Origin of the sequence: Flavobacterium endophyticum (assembly GCF_003634455.1) — a bacterium.
GTDB classification, from domain to species: domain Bacteria; phylum Bacteroidota; class Bacteroidia; order Flavobacteriales; family Flavobacteriaceae; genus Flavobacterium; species Flavobacterium endophyticum.
Window position 1 is genome coordinate 136,750 of the sequence record NZ_RBLC01000001.1, and the last position, 20,900, is coordinate 157,649.

12 protein-coding genes are annotated in these 20,900 nt (G+C 38.1%); all 12 read right to left on the reverse strand.

The features are described from left to right. Positions 1-67: 67 nt before the first annotated feature. The 12 genes from CLV94_RS00670 to CLV94_RS00725 all read right to left on the reverse strand — a co-directional run bounded on the left by CLV94_RS00670 (position 68) and on the right by CLV94_RS00725 (position 20,833). Positions 68-694 carry a porin family protein gene (locus CLV94_RS00670; RefSeq protein WP_121374542.1) on the reverse strand — a complete coding sequence of 209 codons (627 nt, stop codon included), beginning with the start codon at positions 692-694 and terminating at the stop codon, positions 68-70. 76 nt (positions 695-770) lie between these two features. Further along, positions 771-1,895, reverse strand: coding sequence for a cysteine desulfurase family protein (locus CLV94_RS00675; RefSeq protein WP_121374543.1), 1,125 nt, complete (start codon positions 1,893-1,895; stop codon positions 771-773). A gap of 27 nt (positions 1,896-1,922) precedes the next feature. Then, positions 1,923-2,837, reverse strand: a complete 915-nt coding sequence (locus CLV94_RS00680) for an EamA family transporter (protein ID WP_121374544.1) — start codon at positions 2,835-2,837, stop codon at positions 1,923-1,925. A gap of 78 nt (positions 2,838-2,915) precedes the next feature. Continuing rightward, entirely contained in the window at positions 2,916-4,751 is a 1,836-nt protein-coding gene (locus CLV94_RS00685) for an MFS transporter (protein ID WP_121374545.1), read from the reverse strand. A gap of 193 nt (positions 4,752-4,944) precedes the next feature. Next, a complete protein-coding gene (locus CLV94_RS00690) occupies positions 4,945-6,735 on the reverse strand; it encodes a discoidin domain-containing protein (protein WP_121374546.1) in 1,791 nt (596 codons plus the stop codon). 21 nt (positions 6,736-6,756) lie between these two features. Then, the gene (locus CLV94_RS00695; protein ID WP_121374547.1) at positions 6,757-8,844 is read right to left on the reverse strand and encodes a glycoside hydrolase family 97 protein; all 2,088 of its coding nucleotides are present in this window, start codon (positions 8,842-8,844) and stop codon (positions 6,757-6,759) included. A 93-nt stretch (positions 8,845-8,937) separates the two neighbouring features. After that, positions 8,938-11,181, reverse strand: a complete 2,244-nt coding sequence (locus CLV94_RS00700; protein ID WP_121374548.1) for a glycoside hydrolase family 3 N-terminal domain-containing protein — start codon at positions 11,179-11,181, stop codon at positions 8,938-8,940. 25 nt (positions 11,182-11,206) lie between these two features. Further along, positions 11,207-11,905 carry a carboxylesterase family protein gene (locus tag CLV94_RS00705; RefSeq protein WP_121374549.1) on the reverse strand — a complete coding sequence of 233 codons (699 nt, stop codon included), beginning with the start codon at positions 11,903-11,905 and terminating at the stop codon, positions 11,207-11,209. Between the two features lie 3 nt (positions 11,906-11,908). After that, positions 11,909-13,279, reverse strand: coding sequence for a glucoamylase family protein (locus CLV94_RS00710; protein WP_121374550.1), 1,371 nt, complete (start codon positions 13,277-13,279; stop codon positions 11,909-11,911). Between the two features lie 14 nt (positions 13,280-13,293). Continuing rightward, positions 13,294-14,718, reverse strand: coding sequence for a RagB/SusD family nutrient uptake outer membrane protein (locus CLV94_RS00715; RefSeq protein WP_121374551.1), 1,425 nt, complete (start codon positions 14,716-14,718; stop codon positions 13,294-13,296). An 11-nt stretch (positions 14,719-14,729) separates the two neighbouring features. Next, the gene (locus CLV94_RS00720) at positions 14,730-17,825 is read right to left on the reverse strand and encodes a SusC/RagA family TonB-linked outer membrane protein (protein ID WP_121374552.1); all 3,096 of its coding nucleotides are present in this window, start codon (positions 17,823-17,825) and stop codon (positions 14,730-14,732) included. Positions 17,826-18,079: 254 nt separating this feature from the next. Continuing rightward, positions 18,080-20,833, reverse strand: a complete 2,754-nt coding sequence (locus tag CLV94_RS00725; protein WP_121374553.1) for a LuxR C-terminal-related transcriptional regulator — start codon at positions 20,831-20,833, stop codon at positions 18,080-18,082. Between the last annotated feature and the right edge of the window lie 67 nt (positions 20,834-20,900).

Consider the following 20,900-nt stretch of genomic DNA (forward strand, 5'->3'; position numbering starts at 1 on the left):
AAGAACAAAATAAAAAAAGCCGTTTTGAAATTCAAAACGGCTTTTTTGTGTTTTATATATATACCTACTAATAAAGCAAAAAGTTGATTCCTATATTGAAAGCGCTTCTTGAATTGGTAATTTGGTCTCCATCATTATTTTTAAAAACTTCGGCAATCCCGCCCTGTCCTTCATATTCGATAAAAAACTTAAGCTTGTCCGATACTGGAATTTTTACACCTATTCCAAAGGCAATACCGCCATCCACTGTATTAAAACTATCCTTTAGGTCAGAATCAAGCTCCGTATCTTTTGCACTCATCAAAAAGCCAATGTAAGGCCCAAAGTTTAAATACCAATTTCTCTTGCTTCCGAAATGCCATCCTGCCATTACCGGAACCGTAATATAATCTACATTGATATCTGTTCTCACAAATCTAGATCCACCAGGACCTACAACTGGAATAAGGTCATTGTCCCATCCTTTTCTGTCATAGATGAATTTAGCTTTGATGCTCCATCGATCAGAAAAATAATAATCTGCCGTAGCGCCTAAATTGAAATTGATACTTGGATCAGCTGAGTCATAGGTCGTGCTGATATTGGAACTGTTCAAGCCTATGCCCAAACCAAATTCCAATTTCCCTTTGTCTTGTGCTGTGGAGGTAAAAATGAAGCCCAAGATAGCCATTGAGGTAATTAATGTTCTTTTCATAAAGTTTGTTTTTACGCAAACATAAAGAATAAATTAGAACTGTATATCAAATAACTATGAAATTTATCTCGGAAAATTATATGGTTTTCAAAGCCTCAATTAGCAGGTCGATGTCTTCTTTTGTATTAAAATGGCTCAAAGAAATCCGCAGGCTGGGCTTTTTAATATCTTCTTCTGAAAGCATTTCTTTCAACACATGCGAAGGTTTGATACTTCCTGACTGGCAGGCGCTTCCTCTTGAAACAGCAATTCCTTTCATGTCGAGGCTAAAAAGAATCATAGCCGTTTTTTCTTCAGAAAAAGGCAATAGCACATTGATTATATTATAAAAACCGTCAAGATTTCCATTAATTTTAAAATTAGGAAAATAAAGCCGCAGTTGCTCAACAAAATAGTTTTTGATGGATAAAATATGCTTTCTTTCCGCATCTAAATTTTCATACGAAAGTTCCAAAGCTTTTGCCATTCCAGCAATATTATGGATGGCCTCTGTTCCGGCGCGAAGTCCTTTTTCTTGTTCACCGCCAAAAATCATCGGCTGTAATCCTGAATTTTTTCTGATAAAAGCAAAGCCAATCCCCTTCGGTCCGTGGAATTTATGAGCGCTGGCAACGATAAAATCTACTTCTGTCTTTTGCAGGTCGATTTCTGTTTTTCCTATAGACTGTATGGTATCGGAATGAAAAAAGGCCTTATATTGTTTACAAAGTCTTGCCGTTTTTTCGATATCGAGAATAGTTCCTGTCTCATTATTTACGTGCATCAATGAAACTAACGTCGGAATTTCTTGCGAAAGCAATTCTACTAAATGATTGATATCAATCTCTCCATTCGATTTCAGATTGACATAATCTACTTGAATAGCATATTCTTCCTGCAATGCTAAAACAGAATTCAGCACCGCATGATGCTCGATTTTGCTTGTGATAATTCTTTTTATTTTTAAATCTTCGACTGCAGAACGAAGAATCCAATTATCGGCTTCTGTGCCGCCAGAGGTAAAAATAATTTCCTGAGCCGTCGCATTGAGCTGTTTGGCAATTAATTTTCTTGAAGATTCGAGTATGTTTTTGGCCGTTCTTCCAAAACTGTGGGTTGATGAAGGATTTCCATAATCTTCCTGCATCACGCGAGTTATTTCTTGGATAACTTCTGGTCGCAAGGCTGTTGTGGAAGCATTATCGAGATATACATTTTTCATGATACAAAAGTCGTGATATAAAATGAATTACAAAATATCTTTGGCTTGCAGTTCTTTTGGCTTTGACTTAAAAATATGCTTGCTGTTGAAAACAATAATCGAAAGCAATATCAGAGAATAGGCTATAATCTGAAAAGGGGTAATTTCTTCTTTGTAATAAAAAATGGCTAGGAAAAAGTTGATCAGCGGATTAATATAAAGCAAAATCCCTACTGTAGAAGAATTAACTCCTTTTAAGGCATATAAGTTCAGGAACAGCGGTATAATCGTAAACAGGACAACGATAATTACCAAAAAGAAATAAAAATCAAATGCTGTGGGAACTTCGGAACTATAAAAAGGATAAAACGGCAAAAGAATGATGGCCGTGGTCGTTAATTGCAGCGTTAGCAATAAAAACTTATCGATTGCCGTGTTTTTTCGCTGTGAGACAAGATACAAAGCATACGTGGCAGCCACAATCAAGCTGTAAAAAATATCCATAAAATGATTAAACGACAGCAGAACACAGCTAAAGATACTCAAACCAACAGCTGTCCATTGCCATTTGTTTAATTTTTCCTTTAGGATAAAATAGGCAAAAACAGTCGTCAGGATCGGACAGACGAGATAGGCAAATGAAGCCGCCTTCACACTCACATGGTTCATAACGTAGATAAAAAAGAACCAATTGGCAGATAAAAGCAAGGAGCCTCCTAATGTGAGAAGGACAACGTTTCTTTTTTGAACCGGCGACATGAGTTTGAAGTTTTCCTTCGTTTCTTTCAAGGTTTTTCTTCTAAAAAAAAGATTGATTCCCATCATCAAGACGACACAAAGGAATACCCTATAAAACAAAATATCTAAGGACGGATAATTATGTAATGGCTTTAAAGCCAGACTGAAAAATCCCCAGATTATAAAGGCCGTAATCGCCGCCAAATAGTATTTTGAAAGTCTCATGTAGAAGTAAAAAATCCGAAGCAAATGTAGGTAATACAATCTGCTCCGGATTCTTTATTATGAATTCGTTAAGATAAATTAATGTGCTCCTTCGGCTTCGATAGCATCTACATCTATGTTCTGTCTTTTTAGGATTCCTTTTACCGCAATCGCGAAGAAAGTCAAGTAAGCAAAACAAATCACAGGCACAACATACGAAGCGTGTATTCCGATGATATCAGACAATTTTCCTTGGATTGGAGGAATGATTCCACCACCCAAAATCATCATGACCAAGAATGCAGAACCTTGAGCTGTGTATTTTCCTAGACCTGTAATCGACAATGTAAAAATTGACGGCCACATGATACTGCAAGCTAATCCACCTGCAAGGAAAGCGTAGATCGCTACAGTTCCTGTTGAGAACAATCCGATTAGCATAGCAATAACACCCATCATTCCGAACAAGATTAATGTTCTTGCTGGTTTGTTTTTACTAAGGAAGAATACTAAAACTTGCAGCAATACGCAGATTACATAATAATACAACGGCGTCATATCTTGCTGCGCAATCGTATTTACTCCTATAATTACTGAGAAAGCAATCAACGGAACAATAATCAAAGCCAATTGTCTTTTGCTGGCACTTAGGTTAAAAACGCTGATAGCTCCAGCCCAACGGCCAATCATCAAGCTTCCCCAATACATTGAGATATACGGTGCAATTTCTGAAGATTGGAAACTTCCGAATTCTGGCAGTTTCAGCAATTCTCCTAAGTTACTACCTACGGCTACTTCTACTCCAACATACGTAAAGATGGCAAGCATACCCAAAACCAATTGAGGGTATTTCATGGCACCCCAGCCTTCGTTTTTCTTTTGCGCGCTTCTGTTGGCAAATAAAAGTCCGCCCACAATCACTACCAGAGCTCCAGAAAGCCAGTACATTCTATATTTTTCAAGAGGATGTCTGATAGCTTTGATTTCTGCATGCTGTGGCTCTACGCTTAATTCTAAAACTTTGATTTCATTTTTGATTTCTTCAGAAGCGGTAGTTTTTTGCTCTTCAGTAAGTACTTTGTCTTTCTTGATTTTTACCAAATTGTCGCTCAGCTTCTTGATTTCTTTTGTAGTAGGTTCAATTGATTTTTCAATTTCTACTATTCTTATCGCTTCTGGCGAGTTGTAGCTGTTAAAAACCGGCGCAAACATAATTGCCAATAATCCCGTCATTATGATTAATGTCGTCAAAGCTTTGTTTGCTTTTTCCATAGGCTCATCAGAGATTCCCGCTGGTAATTTTTTTGAGAAGTAAAATACGCTGGCCGCAATCAAGAATAAGATTCCTACGCCTACGTATAATAAAATTACTTTATCTAAACCTAAACCTTTAATCTGGTCGTCGCTAACTGCTGCTGCTGTTCCGAATAAGGCGAAACCAACGATGATAGGTCCGATTGTAGTTCCAAATGAGTTGATTCCTCCTGCTAAATTCTGACGGCTCGTCCCTGTTTTTGGATCACCCAATAAAACCGCAAAAGGATTGGCCGCTGTCTGTTGTAACGAAAAGCCTAAAGCCACGATAAACAAACCGACAAGCATTCCGGCGTATACATTCGCTTCAACCGCAATAATCATGGCTCCAGCTCCTAAAGCAGAAAATAACAATCCGTAAACGATACTTCTTTTATAGCCCCATTTTCCGACTAAGTCTTTTCCATTTACAGCTCCAAATATAAAAAGCAGCAACGCTCCTAAATAATAAGCCGTATAAAAAGCAAAGTCAATCAGCTGTGACTGAAATTGGTCTAGCGAAAAATAGCTTTTGCAAAAAGGGATGAAAATACTGTTTCCAGCAGCAATAAATCCCCAAAAGAAAAATACTGTAATCAAAGTATACAGCGCAGGATAATTTGTTTTAGTTTCTGAACTCATTTATTAAGATAGTTTAGTTAAAGCAATAAAAAATATGATTGTATTTAAAAAAAAGATTTAATTTTTGATAAATATACATTTATATGAAAACATCGAGCAACAGATTACAAGATAGTTATTAACGAAAACGATTTCTTAAGCTGTTTTTTAATCAAAATACAACGTTTGCGAAACCTTTTTTACGCGTTTTTTTCTATTCTGATTTTTTAACCTCTGATTTTGGTCCAATGCCGTTATTATTAAAAGCTTCGATTTGGAAATAATAAGCATCCGAACGATCCAATCCGTTAAAATAATATTCATTTTTGCCATAGACCATGATAGAACCGTATAATTTCTCAGGCGATTTTCCAAAATAGATTACATATCCGTCAGCATTTGGTTCTTGCTGCCATTTGAACCAAACGTTTCTCCTCTCGCCCTTTTTCTTAGCTTCCGCTCTTAGAGGCGCAAAATTTTGCACTGCATTTGGCTTTGTACCGGAGCCTTTTCCAAAAACCCTAAAACCGCTGATTGCAAATTTCCCTGTAGGCATCTGTATATTTTCTAGCTTTAGATATCTTGCCGTAATCGGTTTTTCTAATTCGATATAATCGTGTGGCACGTCTTTGGTATTTTTGCTTTTATCGACAGCTTTTTTCCAGCTTTTTCCATCATTCGACGAATAGATAATATACTTGTGACCCGTAGTTGTTTCCGGTTTGCCCATTAATTCTACATCCTGATCTGCATAATTAATCTGGATGGCATTGATTGTAGACTTTTCGCCTAAATCTGAAATCAGGTATTCTCCTTTATTTGAAGTTTTTGCCGACCAATAGGTCTTTATATCTTCATCTGTCGCAAAATTAGCTTGGAAGCCGCCCAAAGTCGACGAAACTTCGACAGGCTTATTGTAATTCAAAAGCATCCAGCCAGAAAAGTTTTCATTCAAATGATTCTTTTTTTGCGATGGCAGGTACGTTGGATAGTCGCCGTAGGCTGTGTTTGAGTACATGATTCCGTCTTCATCAAAACCAGCCGGCCAGATTCCGATTCTTCTTTCGAAATTATTTTTTGTAGAAATTACGATGGTTGAAACATGCCAGTACTCATTGTTGGTGTCCTGATAAGTTGCCCCATGCCCTGCTCCTCTTGCAAATCCGCCCGGCTTATAGGAAAACGGATTGTGCGATTGGTATTCAAAGGGCCCAAGAGGATTGGAACTGACATATACTCCATCTGCATAACCGCTAAATTCCGTTCCAGGCGCGCCGTATTGCAGGTAATACTTATTGTTATGTTTGGTCATAAAAGCACCTTCAGTAAAAGGCTGCAAGAAGGTATTGTCATTGTATTCTCCAAAACGTTCCCAGCCGTGCTCGTCATCATTTAAGGCTAAAACAGGAATACGCTCACCTTCGGGCTGGAAGGTCTTGCGGTTCAGTTTCATTCCGTACAAAGGATATAAATTGCTAGAACCGTAATACATATAGACTTCGTCTTTTTCTTTATCCCAGAAAATCTGCGGATCCCAAGCACCAGCTTCTGATTTATGTACCAGTTCTTTCCAATCATCTACTTTTGGATTCTTGCTCATCCAGATTGGAAATTCTTTGGTATGCGTCGAACCGATTACCAACAACGTATCATTGACAAAAGACAGAGACGGCGCACAGAGCTCGTCATACACTTTATGCTCCGGACGGAGGAATTTTCTTGGAATGAATTTCCAATCAAGCATATCGGCGCTATGCCAATAGCCCCATTGGTTCGTAGAAAACAAATAATATTCTCCCTTGAAATTAGTGATTACCGGATCAGCTGTTGCTCGGTGTTTTCCTTGGGTTACAAAATTAGGAATCGGGCAATAGCCGTAATCTACATTTATCGGATTGCAATATGTTTTTTGTTGCGAAAAACTTTCTCCAAAGGAAAGCAGCAAAGCTCCTATCGCAATGGTTTTGAATGTATTTTGCAGGTTTCGTTTTTTTAAAAAATTCATCGTACTGATTTTATGTCTGGCTTATTTTGCTGGAAAAATACTGATGGCTGTTCCTCCGCCTGCAGCTAAATTCAGTTTCAGCTTGCTTTTTGAGGTAACTTCGATAGTCTTGATTTCGTAATTGATCGGATTTTTCTCCCAATGCGCTGTCTTTCCATCTTGATAAATGGTCGCCTTGTATTTTTTTCCTGGCGTTAAGAAATCAAGCGAAATTGTCGTATTCCTAGGATTTTCATCTGTAATGGCTCCAACAAACCAATTTTCGGTTCCTTTTGCTTTTCTGGCAATGGTTAAGTAATCTCCAGGTTCAGCTTCAAGGTATTTGCTTTCGTCCCAATCTAAGGCCACGTCTTTGATGAACTGAAAAGCATCGGAATACTTCTCATAATTTTGTGGCAAATCGGAGGCCATCTGCAACGGAGAATACATCGTTATGTACAATGCTAATTGCTTAGCTAAAGTCGTATGGACCTGCTCTTTTTTATTCGGATCGTAATGACTCATCTTGATTTCGAAAACTCCAGGTGTATAATCCATCGGACCTCCTAATAATCTCGTAAAAGGAAGAATAGTTTCATGTACAGGTGGATTTCCGACACTCCAACCGTTGAATTCATTACCTCTTGCTGCTTCTGCTGCGATATAATTCGGCCATGTCCTGCTTACGCCTGTCGGTCGAGAAGATTCGTGAGAGTTGACCATAACCTTATATTCCGCGGCTCTTTGCGGTACATAGTTGAAATGATTTACCATTGCCTGTCCGTCATGAAATTCTCCTCTTGGAATAATTTTTCCAACATATCCTGTTTTTACCGCCGGATAGCCGTATTTTTTCATAACGTTATAGGCTCTATCCAAGCGTCTTTCGTAATTAGCAACAGAACCTGAAGTTTCGTGGTGCATGATCATTTTTACGTTTTTAGACTTTGCATAATCGCTAATTTCCTGAATGTTAAAGTCTGGATAAGGCGTCGTAAAGTCAAACACCTCTTCTTTCCAATTCCCGAACCAGTCTTCCCAGCCTATATTCCAGCCTTCGACCAAAACGCCATCAAAACCATGCTTTGCTGCAAAATCGATGTATCTTTTTGTATTTTCAGTAGTGGCTCCGTGTGGTTTTTTGCCAACACTCTTTTGCGAAGCATCTTGCGTACCGCTCAAATCCCAAGTAGAGATTCCGACGTGCATTTCCCACCAAACACCAACGTATTTCATCGGTTTGATCCAAGACGTATCGTCAATTTTTGAAGGTTCGTTCAGATTCAAAATCATTTTGGAACTGACAATATCTCTTGCGTCATCACTGACCATAATCGTTCTCCAAGGCGAAACTACCGGCGTTTGAAGATAGGCTTTATCACCGATAGCATTCGGTACCAAATGTGATTTCATCTTATAATTGGCAACATTGACATCTAAGTGCATGACTGGATAATTGACCACAGCGGCTTCAAAAATATTGAGATAAAGATTGTCAGCCGATTTCATCATCAAAGGCGACTGCACGACATATCTTCCTCCAATCGATTTGACGGCAATACCATTATTGAGATTTAGCTTGTCATTGTCAATTTCTGATAATTTTGTCTCGTTGTAAACATATTCTTGGCTGTCGTAATCGCCAGGAATCCAGAAAACTTTGTGATTGCCTGTCAAGTTAAACTCTGTCTTTTCATCAGAAATAATAAAATAGTTGAGTTTTTCTTGTTTTGGGAATTCATATCGAAAGGCAACGCCTTCGTCATAAACCTTAAAGACAATATCTAATTTTCTTCCTGTATCTTTTTGAACCAGCGAAAAAGTGGCTTGGTTGTATTTGTTTTGGATTGTCGACTGCTCGCCAAGAACGGGCTTCCAGCTTTCGTTGACACTTTTATTTTCGGTATTTGTTATGGTGAATCCTGTGTCTAAAGCTTCGATATCTTTCAATGCAATTCCTAATAAGCTTTCATTTACGACTTGCTTGTTTTTGTAGGTTACTGAATACGATAGTTTTCCTTCTGCAGTCAGTTTAAATGCTACCGAAATTTCTTTGGAAGGAGATTGAATTGTCTGGGCGTTTAGGATTCCAGCCAAAAGGAGAAGGCATAAGGTAAGGGTGTTTTTCATACTATATAATTTATCTAAAAGCAGCTAATTGATTTTTTAGAAAAAAGCCCTTTAGGTTTCTCTAAAGGGCCATTTCAAAACTCACAAAAAAAATTATTTAACTAACTCAAACTCTAATTTCATAGTTGTTGCAGAAGTACCTCCGACAAAAACTTCAAAGTCGCCAGGTTCTGCAGCAAATTGCATATCGATTCCGTAAAATTTCAAGTCTTCTGCAGAGATTTCAAATTCTACAGTTTTCTTTTCTCCTTTTTTCAAGAAGATTTTTTGGAAACCTTTTAGTTCTTTTACTGGCCTAGTCACAGAACCGACTTTATCATGGATGTATAATTGGACTACTTCTTCTCCATCATAATTTCCTGTATTTGCTATCTCAACGGTAGCTTTTAATTTTTGGCTGAAATTGATTTGGTTGGAAGATACTTTAAAATTAGAATAGCTGAATTTTGTATAGCTCAAGCCATATCCGAATTCATATAAAGGAGAATTGTCTACGTCAATGTAACGGGATTTGTATTTCTGCTCGTTATCTGCTGTTCCCAAATAAGGACGTCCTGTATTTTTATGGTTGTAATAGATTGGAATCTGACCGACATTTCTAGGAAAAGTCATTGGCAATTTGCCGCTTGGGTTGTTGATTCCATAAAGCGTTTGAGCAATGGCATCGCCACCTCTTGTTCCAGGCCACCAAGCTTCTAGGATTGCATCCATGTTTTTGTCTTCCCATTCTAAGGTCAGCGGCCTTCCGTTTAATAGAACTAAAATAATCGGCTTGCCTAACTTTTTCAATTCTGCTAGAAATTCTTTTTGGATTCCTGGCAAATCAATATTGGTACGAGAAGCTGCTTCGCCGCTCATGTTTTCGAATTCACCCATCACGGCTACAATAACATCTGCATTTTTGGCATTGTTAATCGCATTCTGGATCATATCTCTTTTTGCATCAACAATCTCTACACCTTTTGCAAAACTGATTTTGCTCTTGTCCGTGATGATTTTGTTTACGCCTTCTTCAACGCTCACTGCAAATCCGTTTCTATCGCCAGAAGCTGCCCAAGAACCAATGATGTTAAACTCATCGCTTACCAAAGGTCCGACAAAAGCTACTTTTTGTTCTTTTTTCAACGGAAGCACATTGTTGCTATTTTTCAGCAAGACTAACGATTTGTTGGCTACGTCCAATGCCGCATCTAGATATTCTTTTTTGTAGATGACTTCTTTTTCTCTTTTTGCATCGTTATATCTGTACGGATCTTCAAAAAGACCTAGATCGTATTTAGCTTCCAAGATTCTACGGCAGGCATCATTGATTTGAGCTTCAGTAACTTTCCCTTCTGACAATGATTTTTTCAATTGTTTCATGTAGATGCCACCCACCATGTCCATATCGACACCAGCGTTTAAAGCCAATTCTCCGGCATGCTTTTCATCTTTTGCGAATCCGTGCGGAATCATTTCGTTCATTCCTGTATAATCTGTCACTACGAAACCGTCAAATTTCCATTCGTCTTTAAGAATTCCGTTGACCAAAAATTTGTTTCCTGTAGCCGGAACGCCAGAAATCTCATTGAATGATGTCATGAAAGTCCTAACACCAGCATCTACAGTTGCTTTAAATGGAGGCAGATAGGTTTCTCTCAACACTCTTTCTGACATATCTACTGTATTGTAATCACGTCCGGCTTCTGCAGCTCCATAAGCAGCGAAGTGCTTCGTACAGGCTAAAATTGTATTATTTAAAGAAAGGTCGGTTCCTTGAAAACCTCTTACTCTTGCAAACGCTAATTTTGAACCTAGGTACGTATCTTCGCCAGCGCCTTCTGAAACTCTTCCCCAACGCGGGTCACGAGCGATATCCACCATTGGAGCAAATGTCCAGTGTACACCTCCTGCTGCAGCTTCGGCCGCTGCAATTTTAGCTGAAAGCTCAACCGCTTTTAAGTCCCATGAAGCCGATTCTCCTAAAGTTATCGGAAAAATAGTTCTATAACCATGGATGACATCATAGCCAAAAAGCAACGGAATTTTAAGTCTTGAATTTTCAAGGTTCATCTTTTGAAGCTCGGCCGTATATTTAACAGTTGTCGCGTTCAAAATAGAACCGACATTACCTTTTTTAATTTGCTCTATATAGTTATCTCCAGAAACAGGTCCGGTGATAGTACCATCGGCTGTAAATTGAACCAACTGTCCTATTTTTTCATCAATGGTCATTTTGGCCATAAGTTCAGAAATGAATTCTTTCCTTGGCTTGATCTGGCTTTTTTTCTTATCCTTTTGGGCGTTTACCGTAAGGGAACTTGCTAATAATAATAGTAATACTGCTTTGAATTTCATTATGCTATTTATTTGGGAAATTTGTTTATTGTTTATGCTGTTTCATTATCCATTCATAAATTTCTTTGTTGTCGTATACTCTGGTCCAGCTGTCGTGATTGGCATCGTCAAAAATGGTCAGTTCGATATCTTTGCTGCACGATTTTAGCTTTTTATAGATTGCGATTGAATAATTCACATCGACCACATCATCTACCAATCCATGAAAGATTCGCGTTGGTATGTCTTGAATCTTGCAATTTTCCATCATCGGAACTCTATCCACAAAACCGGCAATAGGAACAAGAGCGGCAAACATTTCTGGATGCAAAAATGCCAAGTTCCATGCTCCCCAAGCTCCCATGCTCAAACCGGTGAGGTAGATACGGCTCGGGTCGATATTGTTTTCTTTTTGGACTTTTTGTATCAATTTATATAAGACTTCTGCATCCCAATATTCATTTTCAGGGCATTGAGGCGCAAGAACGTAACTATCTAATTCATTATTTTTTAAATATTTAAAAGGGCCGTGTACTTTTACTTTTTCAATATCTGAGCCTCTTTCGCCAGAACCGTGCAGAAAAACGAGCAGCGGTTTCTTTTCTTTTGTATTTTTCGGAATATGCAATGCATAGTTCAATTTATTCTTTTGAATAATTTCGGTTGTAATGGTTCCGGTAATGTCTTTCTGCGCAAAAGAACTACCGGAAACCAATAAACCTAATAAAGCTAACTTTATTCTCATCTTTTAAAATCCGTATTTTCCGGAATGAAATCCAAGATTTAATAAGCCTTGGCGTACTTCTGGAGCATTCATGAATAGATTCCAGAGCAAGCCTGAGCGGTAATTTTCAAGCATAACGACAATAGGCCCTTGATCAATTGCAAGGTATCTGTTTGCCGTCCAATTGTAATGTTTGCTGTGGGCATCATAAAAACCTGCCGGACCCCATAGCTGTCCGCTATAATTTTCATAAAAATTTCGCATAGCGGCCAATGATTCTGCCGGAGTATACACAATCGAGCTTATAGCAGCTGTCGGAGAAATAACTCCTATATCATTGCTTGGCATGTGCGCATTATATCCTATACTTCCGTTTGGATTTCTAGAATACGATGCTGTCAGTCCCCAATAATTAGGGCCGTATCCTGCAAAATTTCCAGCATTTTCAACACAGTGCTGGTAATTAATTTTAGTGTGGTTTACATTCACATTCCAATAATTTGCATATTGGTCTGTCAATTGTGTAGGATCTAATCCTAAATACGAATAGTGTGCCCAAAATAAAGGACCTCCAGCCTGCTCCGCACCGTTGTGTTTCAGCAATAAAGGAATTCCGTATTTTGTAGCTGCAGAAACGATACCTCCATTTCTTGCCCAACCTTGATGGTAGGCTGTTGGCGCTATCGAATGTGTTGGCGAAGCACTGGCTAGCACATAAGTAATCAGGCATTCGTTGTAGCCTTCTAAAGGAAAATTCATTTCCCAAGCATAGTCAGGCGACCAATGCCAATACAAGACATTTTGATTGTTTCTGTACCAATTCCAATCCACACCTTTCCATAGATTGTCAAATTTTTGGGCCAATGCTTTTTCTTCTTCGGAACCGTTTTTGAAAAATTCACGAACGCAGATAATACCTTGGCATAAAAATGCAGTTTCTACTAAATCGCCGCCGTTATCTTTTTGTCCGAAAGGCTTGACACGCCCCGTGTTGCCGTCCATCCAATGAGGCCAAGCTCCATGGAATCTGTCGGCATTAGCAAGAAAATCAGCAATGGTATTTAATCGAGATACTGCTTCACTTCTGGAAACATAATTTCTTGAAGTTGCCGCAATGATAGACATCAGGCCAAAACCTGAACCTCCAGTTGTTACGACATTGGAATCGTTTTCTGGGTAGTTGCCATCAGGATGGTATCTTTCTCTTGCGAGCTTTGAATTCGGCTCTGCAAAATCCCAAAAGTATTTGAACGTTTGTTTTTCCACTACATCAACCAATTGCTCATCGGTTAATGGTGTTGGAGTTGAAGGTGTGGGCGAATCGTCTCCTTTTGGAGACGATTCGTTTGAACCACAACTTGTAATTATTAAAAATATGAAAAGAAGGTATTTCATTAATCGGGTTTAAATTACCAATTCAGGTTTTGGCCCATCGCTGGTGTTTGTATTAGTTGAGCGTTTGGTATTGGAAATAATTCGTGTTTTCCAACTTCGAACGGCTTGCCGTTTGCTTGCATAGCTTGTGCCGCTTGGCCAGTTCTTACTAAGTCAAACCATCTGTCGTGTTCGAAAGCCAATTCTAGTCTTCTTTCTTTCCAGATAAGAGTTCTCAACAAAGCTTGGTCTCTTGTGGTGATTTCGCCTAAGTTTACTCTATCACGAACTTCTTTCAATGAAGACAAGGCTACATCTTGGTTATTTAATTCATTAGCGGCTTCTGCGCGAATCAAATATATTTCTGCAAGTCTCAATACTCTGATGTTTTTATCGCCGTCTCCTGCGCCTGCATTTGCGCTAGAGTAAGCTTTTTCATTATACATCGGGTTTTCTACAGCATTGCTTACTTCACGTCCATCATACAAGGTTTCTCCTCTGAAAATGATTGTAGCATCTCTTCTGATCACATCGCCTTCGGCATTAAAAGCGTCTAAAAGGTTTTGAGATGGCGTATTGAATCCCCAGCCCCAGCCACTTGGACCTCTAGCTCCTTGTGTTTCAGAATATTGCTGAACACCATGCGCTAATGCTACACCACGAGCTTGAACTTCAAAAATGGACTCTACACCGTTTTCTGTATTGGCTCTCCAAATTTGTGCATAATCAGGCTCAAGACCGTATTCTCCAGAAGTGATTACTTCATCAGCGTACTCATACGCGTTCTGCCAGTCTTTTTGATAAAGATATACTTTAGCTAATAAGGCTTTTGCAGCACCTTTGGTAGCTCTTCCTAAATCGGCTGGCGCATATTCGCTTTTCTCTGGCAATACTTGAATCGCTTCAAGCAAGTCTTGCTCAATAAAATCATAAACTTGGTCTTTTGGAGCTCTTACGATTAAATCGACATGTTGCAAAGGCACGTCACCGAAAGCTCTTACCAAGAAAAAGTAGTGGTACGCTCTAAGAAATTTAGCTTCACCAATAAGCCTGTTTTTGTAGGCAACATCAGTAAGTCCGTAATTTTCGGTATAATTTATTGAGTAAGAAGCACGGCCGATCGCTTTGTACCAGTTTGTCCACATGGCTTCGACAGAACCTGCCGTAGCCGTGAACGTAAGTCCGTCAAGCAATCCTTTATCTCCTCCTGGATCTCCAGGCGAGCTGCCTTTATCGGCATTATCAGAAATAATTTCAGTAATTCCTAAATACGAGAAAGCATAATCCCAGCTGGTCATCATCCCGTAGATACCGTTGACAAACTGCACCGGCTCAAAGTTCTGGTTGCTATCCTCTTCTGTCACGTTTTCTCTTGAATCAACATCAAGGAAATCGTCACATCCCACTAATACAGCAAAAGCAAAAGTGAGGCATGCTATTTTTTTATAATTTATTTTCATAGTATTTTTTCTTAAAATTCAATGTTTACACCAAAAATGAATGTCTTGATATTTGGATAGGCATCTACTTCAATTCCTGCAGTTTCTCTAGGAACACCACTGTTGTTAAGTTCTGGAGTGAATCCTGAATATTTAGTAAATAGGAAAGGATTTTGTGCCGTTCCGTAAATTCTAAGTCTAGAAATCTTAAACATGTCTTTGAAAGTATATCCTAACGTAATGTTATTGATTCTAAAGTAGTCACCGTCTTCTAGGAAGTAGCTTGAAGATAGCGCATCTCTATTTGCACCAGGATTTGTGTTTGTTGATCCTGGACCTGTCCAACGACCGTTGAAAGTATCTTCTGCGATATTTTCACCACCATCGATACGTTTTCCTTTTAGTCCGTTATAAACTTTGTTTCCGCCTACTCCGAATCCATCTACAGATAAATCGAAGTTTTTGTACATCAAGTTGATGTTGATACCGTAGCTGAATTTTGGAATGTAAGAACCGAAGAATTTTTTATCTCTATCGTCAATCACACCATCGTTGTTTTGATCTTTATAGCGCAAGTGTCCAGGTGCTGGGGATCCGATGTGCGGATTAGCATCAATTTCAGCTTGAGTCTGCCAAACGCCGTCAGCTTCTAGCAACCACCAAGAATATAAAGGCTGTCCTTCTTGAATTCTTTTTGTGATTTGTCCGTCACCAAGGCTTCCTCCTGTCATTCCGTCGTAAGCTGGCTTAACACTTTCAAGCGTGTTTTTATTTCTAGCATAATTTACTCCGATGCTATAAGAGAAATCATCTGAAATATTATCTTTCCAGTTAAGCGCTAGCTCATACCCTTCATTTCTAACTTCTCCTCCGTGATCAAAATAATTAAGTTCGTTTGGAGAGTTTAATAATGGCGTTATGTTAAGGATTGCATTTGTGTTCAGCCTGTTGTAATAGTCAAAGCTTCCTGATAATCTTCTGTCAAGCAATTCGAAGTCAAGACCTGCATTGATTTCTTTAGTAACCTCCCAAGTTAAGTCGGTTACTGGAGTTCCTGAACTGGCACCAAAAACCAAATCTTGGTTAGGTCCGAATACGTAGTTGTTATTGTTAATACCTGCGCCGCCATCTGTTCCAGGAGAAGTATTGATTGTTGTAGCGTTAAAAGGAACGTTCGCATTTCCTACTTCACCATATCCTACTCTAAGCTTAAGGAAATCTAGGTTTTTCACATCGCTTAAGAAGCTTTCGTTAGTCAATACCCATCCTGCGCTTACAGAAGGGAAAGTACCCCAGTATTTTGAATTTTGCTTGAAGATACTGTTACCATCTCTTCTGATTGTTCCAGAGATATAGTATCTCTCGTCGAAATTATACTGCAACCTTCCAAAATAAGACAATACTTGTGTTGGAGTTGAGTAGAATTGATTCGCTACTTTTCTGTAATCAGCAGAAGCTAAGTTGATGTTCCAATATTGTTCTTGTTCAGGAACGTTGAATCCTTGCATGTACGACTCATAAATATCATTCTTTCTTTCTTGAGTCACACCTGCCGTAGCATTAAGGTTATGCTTTCCGAATGATTTGTTGAAAGTCAAGTAAGTATCCCAGTTGTATCGGAAGCTTTCAACATCTTTATAAGAAAGAGAGTTGTTAGCCCAGTCCACAACACCTGGATTTGATGCAGCATTCGCCGCAAATTGAGCACTAGTTCGGATTGGATCTGCTGTAAGCCACCTGCCTCTAACGTCGTTGAAAATTCTTGTTTTTGAATACGACTTAGTAGCTCCAAATCTAGAAGTAGCCGTAAGCCCTTCTACAATAGTATAGTCAGCTTGAATTAATCCTTGAAGCTCAACCATTTTGTTTTTTTCATTTTGGTAGAAAGCATTTGCAACTGGGTTACCAATCGAATTCAATCTTCCTCCTGTTTCTCCAGGCCCTATGATATACCCTACTTCTCCTGTAGTTCTATTCCAGAAGCTTTGTGCAAATCTTCCATCAGGATAGTAAACTGGAACAACCGGAGCTTGCTTGTAAGCTTCAGTAAAAGAACCGTACGGTTTAGGAGTTGATTTTGAGAAAGAAGCACTGAAATTTTGAGTAATTTTTAATTTTCCATCAATCGCTTTAAGTGTATTACTAGATCGCAACGTATTTCTAGAAGCTTCATGTCCTTCTAAAAGTCCGTCTTCAGTATAGTTATTGAAGCTGAAGTAGTAAGTTGCATTTTCTGATCCTCCAGAAAAAGAGATATCATTGCTTTGTGAAAAGCTTACGCCTGTCAATTCATCATACCAATCTGTATTGTATGGCTGGTTGAGATTAAGTCTGTCTGGAGAACCAATTGCCGCTTGTTTTTCATTAAAGAAAGTAACATATTGGCTTGAATTGGCCATTTTTACAGGGTTCAATGTCGATTTTGCGCCATAGAAAGAATTTACCTTAATAGTAGTCTTTCCTTGTTTTCCTTTTTTAGTTGTAATAAATACGACTCCGTTGGCAGCATTCGATCCGTAAATTGCAGAAGAAGCTGCATCTTTCATGATATCAAAAGACTCAATGTCGTTTGGATTCAGATTGGCAATGCTTCCTGTGATGACACCGTCTACCACAAACATTGGCGATCTTCCTGATTCCGCAGTTCCTAGACCTCTGATGATAATTGTTGGTGTAGCACCAGGTGCATCATTTGCTATGATGTTTACACCCGCGGCCTTACCTTGTATAGATTGCAAGGCGTTGTATGCCGGCTGCTTTGAAATCTGGTCTGATTTGATTGTAGAAATAGCACTGGTCAGGTCTGTCTTTTTCTGTGTACCGTAACCTACGACCACCACTTCTGAAAGTTCTGTGCTTGCCACTTTCATAGACACGCTCATGTTAGCCGCTGCATTTACTGTCTGGCTTACGTAACCCAAAAATGTAAAGGTGATGGGCTCGCCTTCTTTAGCATTAATTGAAAAATTTCCATCAAAATCTGAAACCGAACTTGATGTAGAACTTAAAATGTTAACTCCTGGGAGCGGAATTCCATTTTCATCCAGTACCTTACCTTTTATATCCTGGGCATGGAGATGTCCCTGAAAAAAAAGAAGTACGAATACCCCGAAAATAAAGTTTTTCATTTGTTTATATTTTGTTAAAAGTTAGTGATACCAAAGTAACGAATTACAACGTTGTAGTAAACTTATGAAAGTCACTACATGAATACATCATTTTCACTTAAAAAGAAAATAAAAAACTGAATAACAATGTTTTATAAAAAAAGACACTACATTTAAAGAGGCATTAAAAACGGTTAATGATGTAGTATTGATGTGTTGTTATTTAATAAAAATATTATGCCAATATTTTATTATTATTAAAAAACAGGTCTTTCTTATATATTAATCATAAACTTAGAAAGATTATCATCGGAAGTAAGACCTAATTTCTTTCTTAATCGATAACGATGTAGCTCCACCCCTCGAAACGAGATATTCATCAATGGAGCGATTTCTTTGGAAGATAAATTCATCTTAAGATAAATGCAAAGCTTAATATCTTTTGAAGTAAGCACTGGAAATTTATTAGACAGCTTGTGAACGAATTCTTCATGGCTTTGCATCAAGTTATGTTCAAAGCTTTCCCATTCATTTTTATTCAGCGCATTGATCTTGATTGACTTTTTGATCTTGCTTTTGATCTGGTTGACATCTGTCTCTGTTTCAAGAATTTCCTGAATGCTGTCGATCATTTCGCTTTGCTTCGCAATAGAAAGCGACTTTCCAGCCACTTCATAGGCTTTGTTTTGCACTTCAATTTCTAAAATGTGCTTTTCATATTCCTGAAGTTTCAGCTTATTCTCTGTATTCAGTTCCAGCTCGAGGATTTCTTTTTGGTGCTTCAACTCTTCTTCTTTTAGCTTGATCTTTTCCAGATACCTGATCTTATTCCACCTATAATAGAGAAAGAAACTGCCGGAAATAATGAGCACGTAAAACACTATCATCCAGACAGAAAAATACCAAGGCTTTCTGACATTAAAATTATAAGAGGCGACTTTTACAAATTTTTTACCGTCATTATAATAAAATTCAAGCTCTTGGGTGCCGCTGCTCAAGTTATTTAGAATTAGATGTCCTTTTTTTATTGGAATAAATCCGTTAGAATCGTTTAGCTTGTAAAACAAATCTGGACGGTTGTATCCTAAATATTCCGTTATCACATTAACTTCAACAGACTGATTGTATTTGATGCGCGTATTTTCGTCAATAAGATTGCCTTGATAATAGGCTTCTGCGTAGATGCCCTGTATTTTTCTTTTGCTTTTGTTGATTTGGAACGAAATAAAGCCGTCGTCCAAGTTCATCAGATACTGATCACCATCTTTATATACTTTTATATTTTCGATGATGATTCGCCCTTCATAATACTTTTCCGGAATCAGCTCCCATACAAATTCATTTTTTACTTGAGAAACAACATATAGAAGGCCATTTTTTAATACAAGGAAATTTTCGTCATCAATAGGTATTATATCTGATATATTTTTAAAAGAAGCATTAAAAAGCTCGTCTTTTACCAACTTTCCTGAAATAGAATTGTACACATACCAATAATTGTCAATCAAAAAAAGTATTTCGTTTTTGTAGCTAAAAAGCTTGACGCCGTAATCGTTTTTTATGTTATTAAGCTGTGAAATATTTTCGACCTTTTTGACGCTGAAGTCTTTATTATAGGTAATCCTATATAAGCTCCTGTAATTGTCTGCTGCCCATAATTCTCCTGGCTTATTTTGCGCAATGTTTTTGATTGGTTTTTTTAGCCCATCCAAGAATTTGAATTTCGATAAGTCTTTTGTGTCTTCATAAACAACAATTCCCGCATAATTTCCCTGAAAATATACATTCTCAAATTCGCCTTTCAGGAATTTCCATCCTCCATTTACCTGACTGACTTTTTGCAGTCGCGCTGTTCTTCCATCATATAAAAATGTTCCGTCATTGTGGCCAATGATAAATTCGTTGTCTCTTTTATAGATATCCCACACCTGACCTTGCGAATTAGGCAAAACTTCCAGCATTTTATTTTTGCAGGTGAAAATTCCATGATTGGTCACAAAAAGATAGCCGTCGTTTATGGTTGAAAGCGAATATACCGAACCCAAAATACCCGAATTATCAGAAAACACGCGAAGCGGAGAGTTAATTTCTACATGGCAGATTCCATTATCCAACCCAAGCCACAAATCTTTTTCCTTATCGATACCGATAGACAATATCGCGTTATTTTTAAGCGCGTTCTGCCTGTTCAGGTTCTTATAACTGTTATTATTTAGATTTATGATGTAGAGCCCCTGCAAGCCGCTTCCTATAACCAGGGTATTGTCATCTACAAATTTTGCCGAAACCAATACCTCGCTCTTAACCACGGAATTTAAAGGATGATTCCAAGGAACCAGCTTGTCGTTTACTACGACAAAAACACCATTGTTTTTTGTAAAAATATAAACCTGCCCTTGATGTTTTTCAATATTATGTATTACATTTTCTTCCAGGATTTCCCAATTCTTTTTCTTGATGAATTGGGTTCCTTTCATAATATAGATACCTTCCCGAACAGTCGCGACATAAATCTCATCATCGACCAGATAGCAATAAGAAACCTGGGAAGGAAATTCTACTTTTTTAATCGTATTTCCGTCATAAATAAAAATTTCATTAAACGTCTGGAAATACAACTTGCCTTTGTACTTAAAGATTTTCCATATCTCTTCGTTATCGGAACTGCCATAGAAAATATTTTTGCCGTTGGTCAGCGAAAAATATTTCATCTTACCGTTGATTCTTTTCCAATAGCCAAATTCTTTATAGGAACCTGAATAGACTCTGTCTTCGTCAATAAATATAGAACGGATTACAGTCTTGTTCGGAAGCGCATACTTTTCCCATTTGACACCATTGTACCGCAAAAAATAATGGTTGTTTGCAAAGTACATGGCGTTATCTTGACCTTGAGTAACATTCCATACCTGATTGTCTCCATTATAATCAGACTTGGTAAAATTTTCAACAAAAGGCAGAAGTTCTTGTGCCTGAGAACACAATGAGAAAAGCCAAAGTAATAGGATCTGTAGGGTTTTAAATTTCACGGTTTAGTGATTTGCTTTCCAAATATAAGAACATATTCGATTTTAAGCATTCTATTCCGAAGCTTAA

Coding starts and splice junctions, on each gene's coding strand:
- CLV94_RS00710 (WP_121374550.1), bottom strand. CDS start 13,279: ATGAAATACCTTCTTTTCATATTTTTAATAATTACAAGTTGTGGTTCA.
- CLV94_RS00715 (WP_121374551.1), bottom strand. CDS start 14,718: ATGAAAATAAATTATAAAAAAATAGCATGCCTCACTTTTGCTTTTGCT.
- CLV94_RS00690 (WP_121374546.1), bottom strand. CDS start 6,735: ATGAATTTTTTAAAAAAACGAAACCTGCAAAATACATTCAAAACCATT.
- CLV94_RS00700 (WP_121374548.1), bottom strand. CDS start 11,181: ATGAAATTCAAAGCAGTATTACTATTATTATTAGCAAGTTCCCTTACG.
- CLV94_RS00680 (WP_121374544.1), bottom strand. CDS start 2,837: ATGAGACTTTCAAAATACTATTTGGCGGCGATTACGGCCTTTATAATC.
- CLV94_RS00685 (WP_121374545.1), bottom strand. CDS start 4,751: ATGAGTTCAGAAACTAAAACAAATTATCCTGCGCTGTATACTTTGATT.
- CLV94_RS00695 (WP_121374547.1), bottom strand. CDS start 8,844: ATGAAAAACACCCTTACCTTATGCCTTCTCCTTTTGGCTGGAATCCTA.
- CLV94_RS00720 (WP_121374552.1), bottom strand. CDS start 17,825: ATGAAAAACTTTATTTTCGGGGTATTCGTACTTCTTTTTTTTCAGGGA.
- CLV94_RS00675 (WP_121374543.1), bottom strand. CDS start 1,895: ATGAAAAATGTATATCTCGATAATGCTTCCACAACAGCCTTGCGACCA.
- CLV94_RS00670 (WP_121374542.1), bottom strand. CDS start 694: ATGAAAAGAACATTAATTACCTCAATGGCTATCTTGGGCTTCATTTTT.
- CLV94_RS00705 (WP_121374549.1), bottom strand. CDS start 11,905: ATGAGAATAAAGTTAGCTTTATTAGGTTTATTGGTTTCCGGTAGTTCT.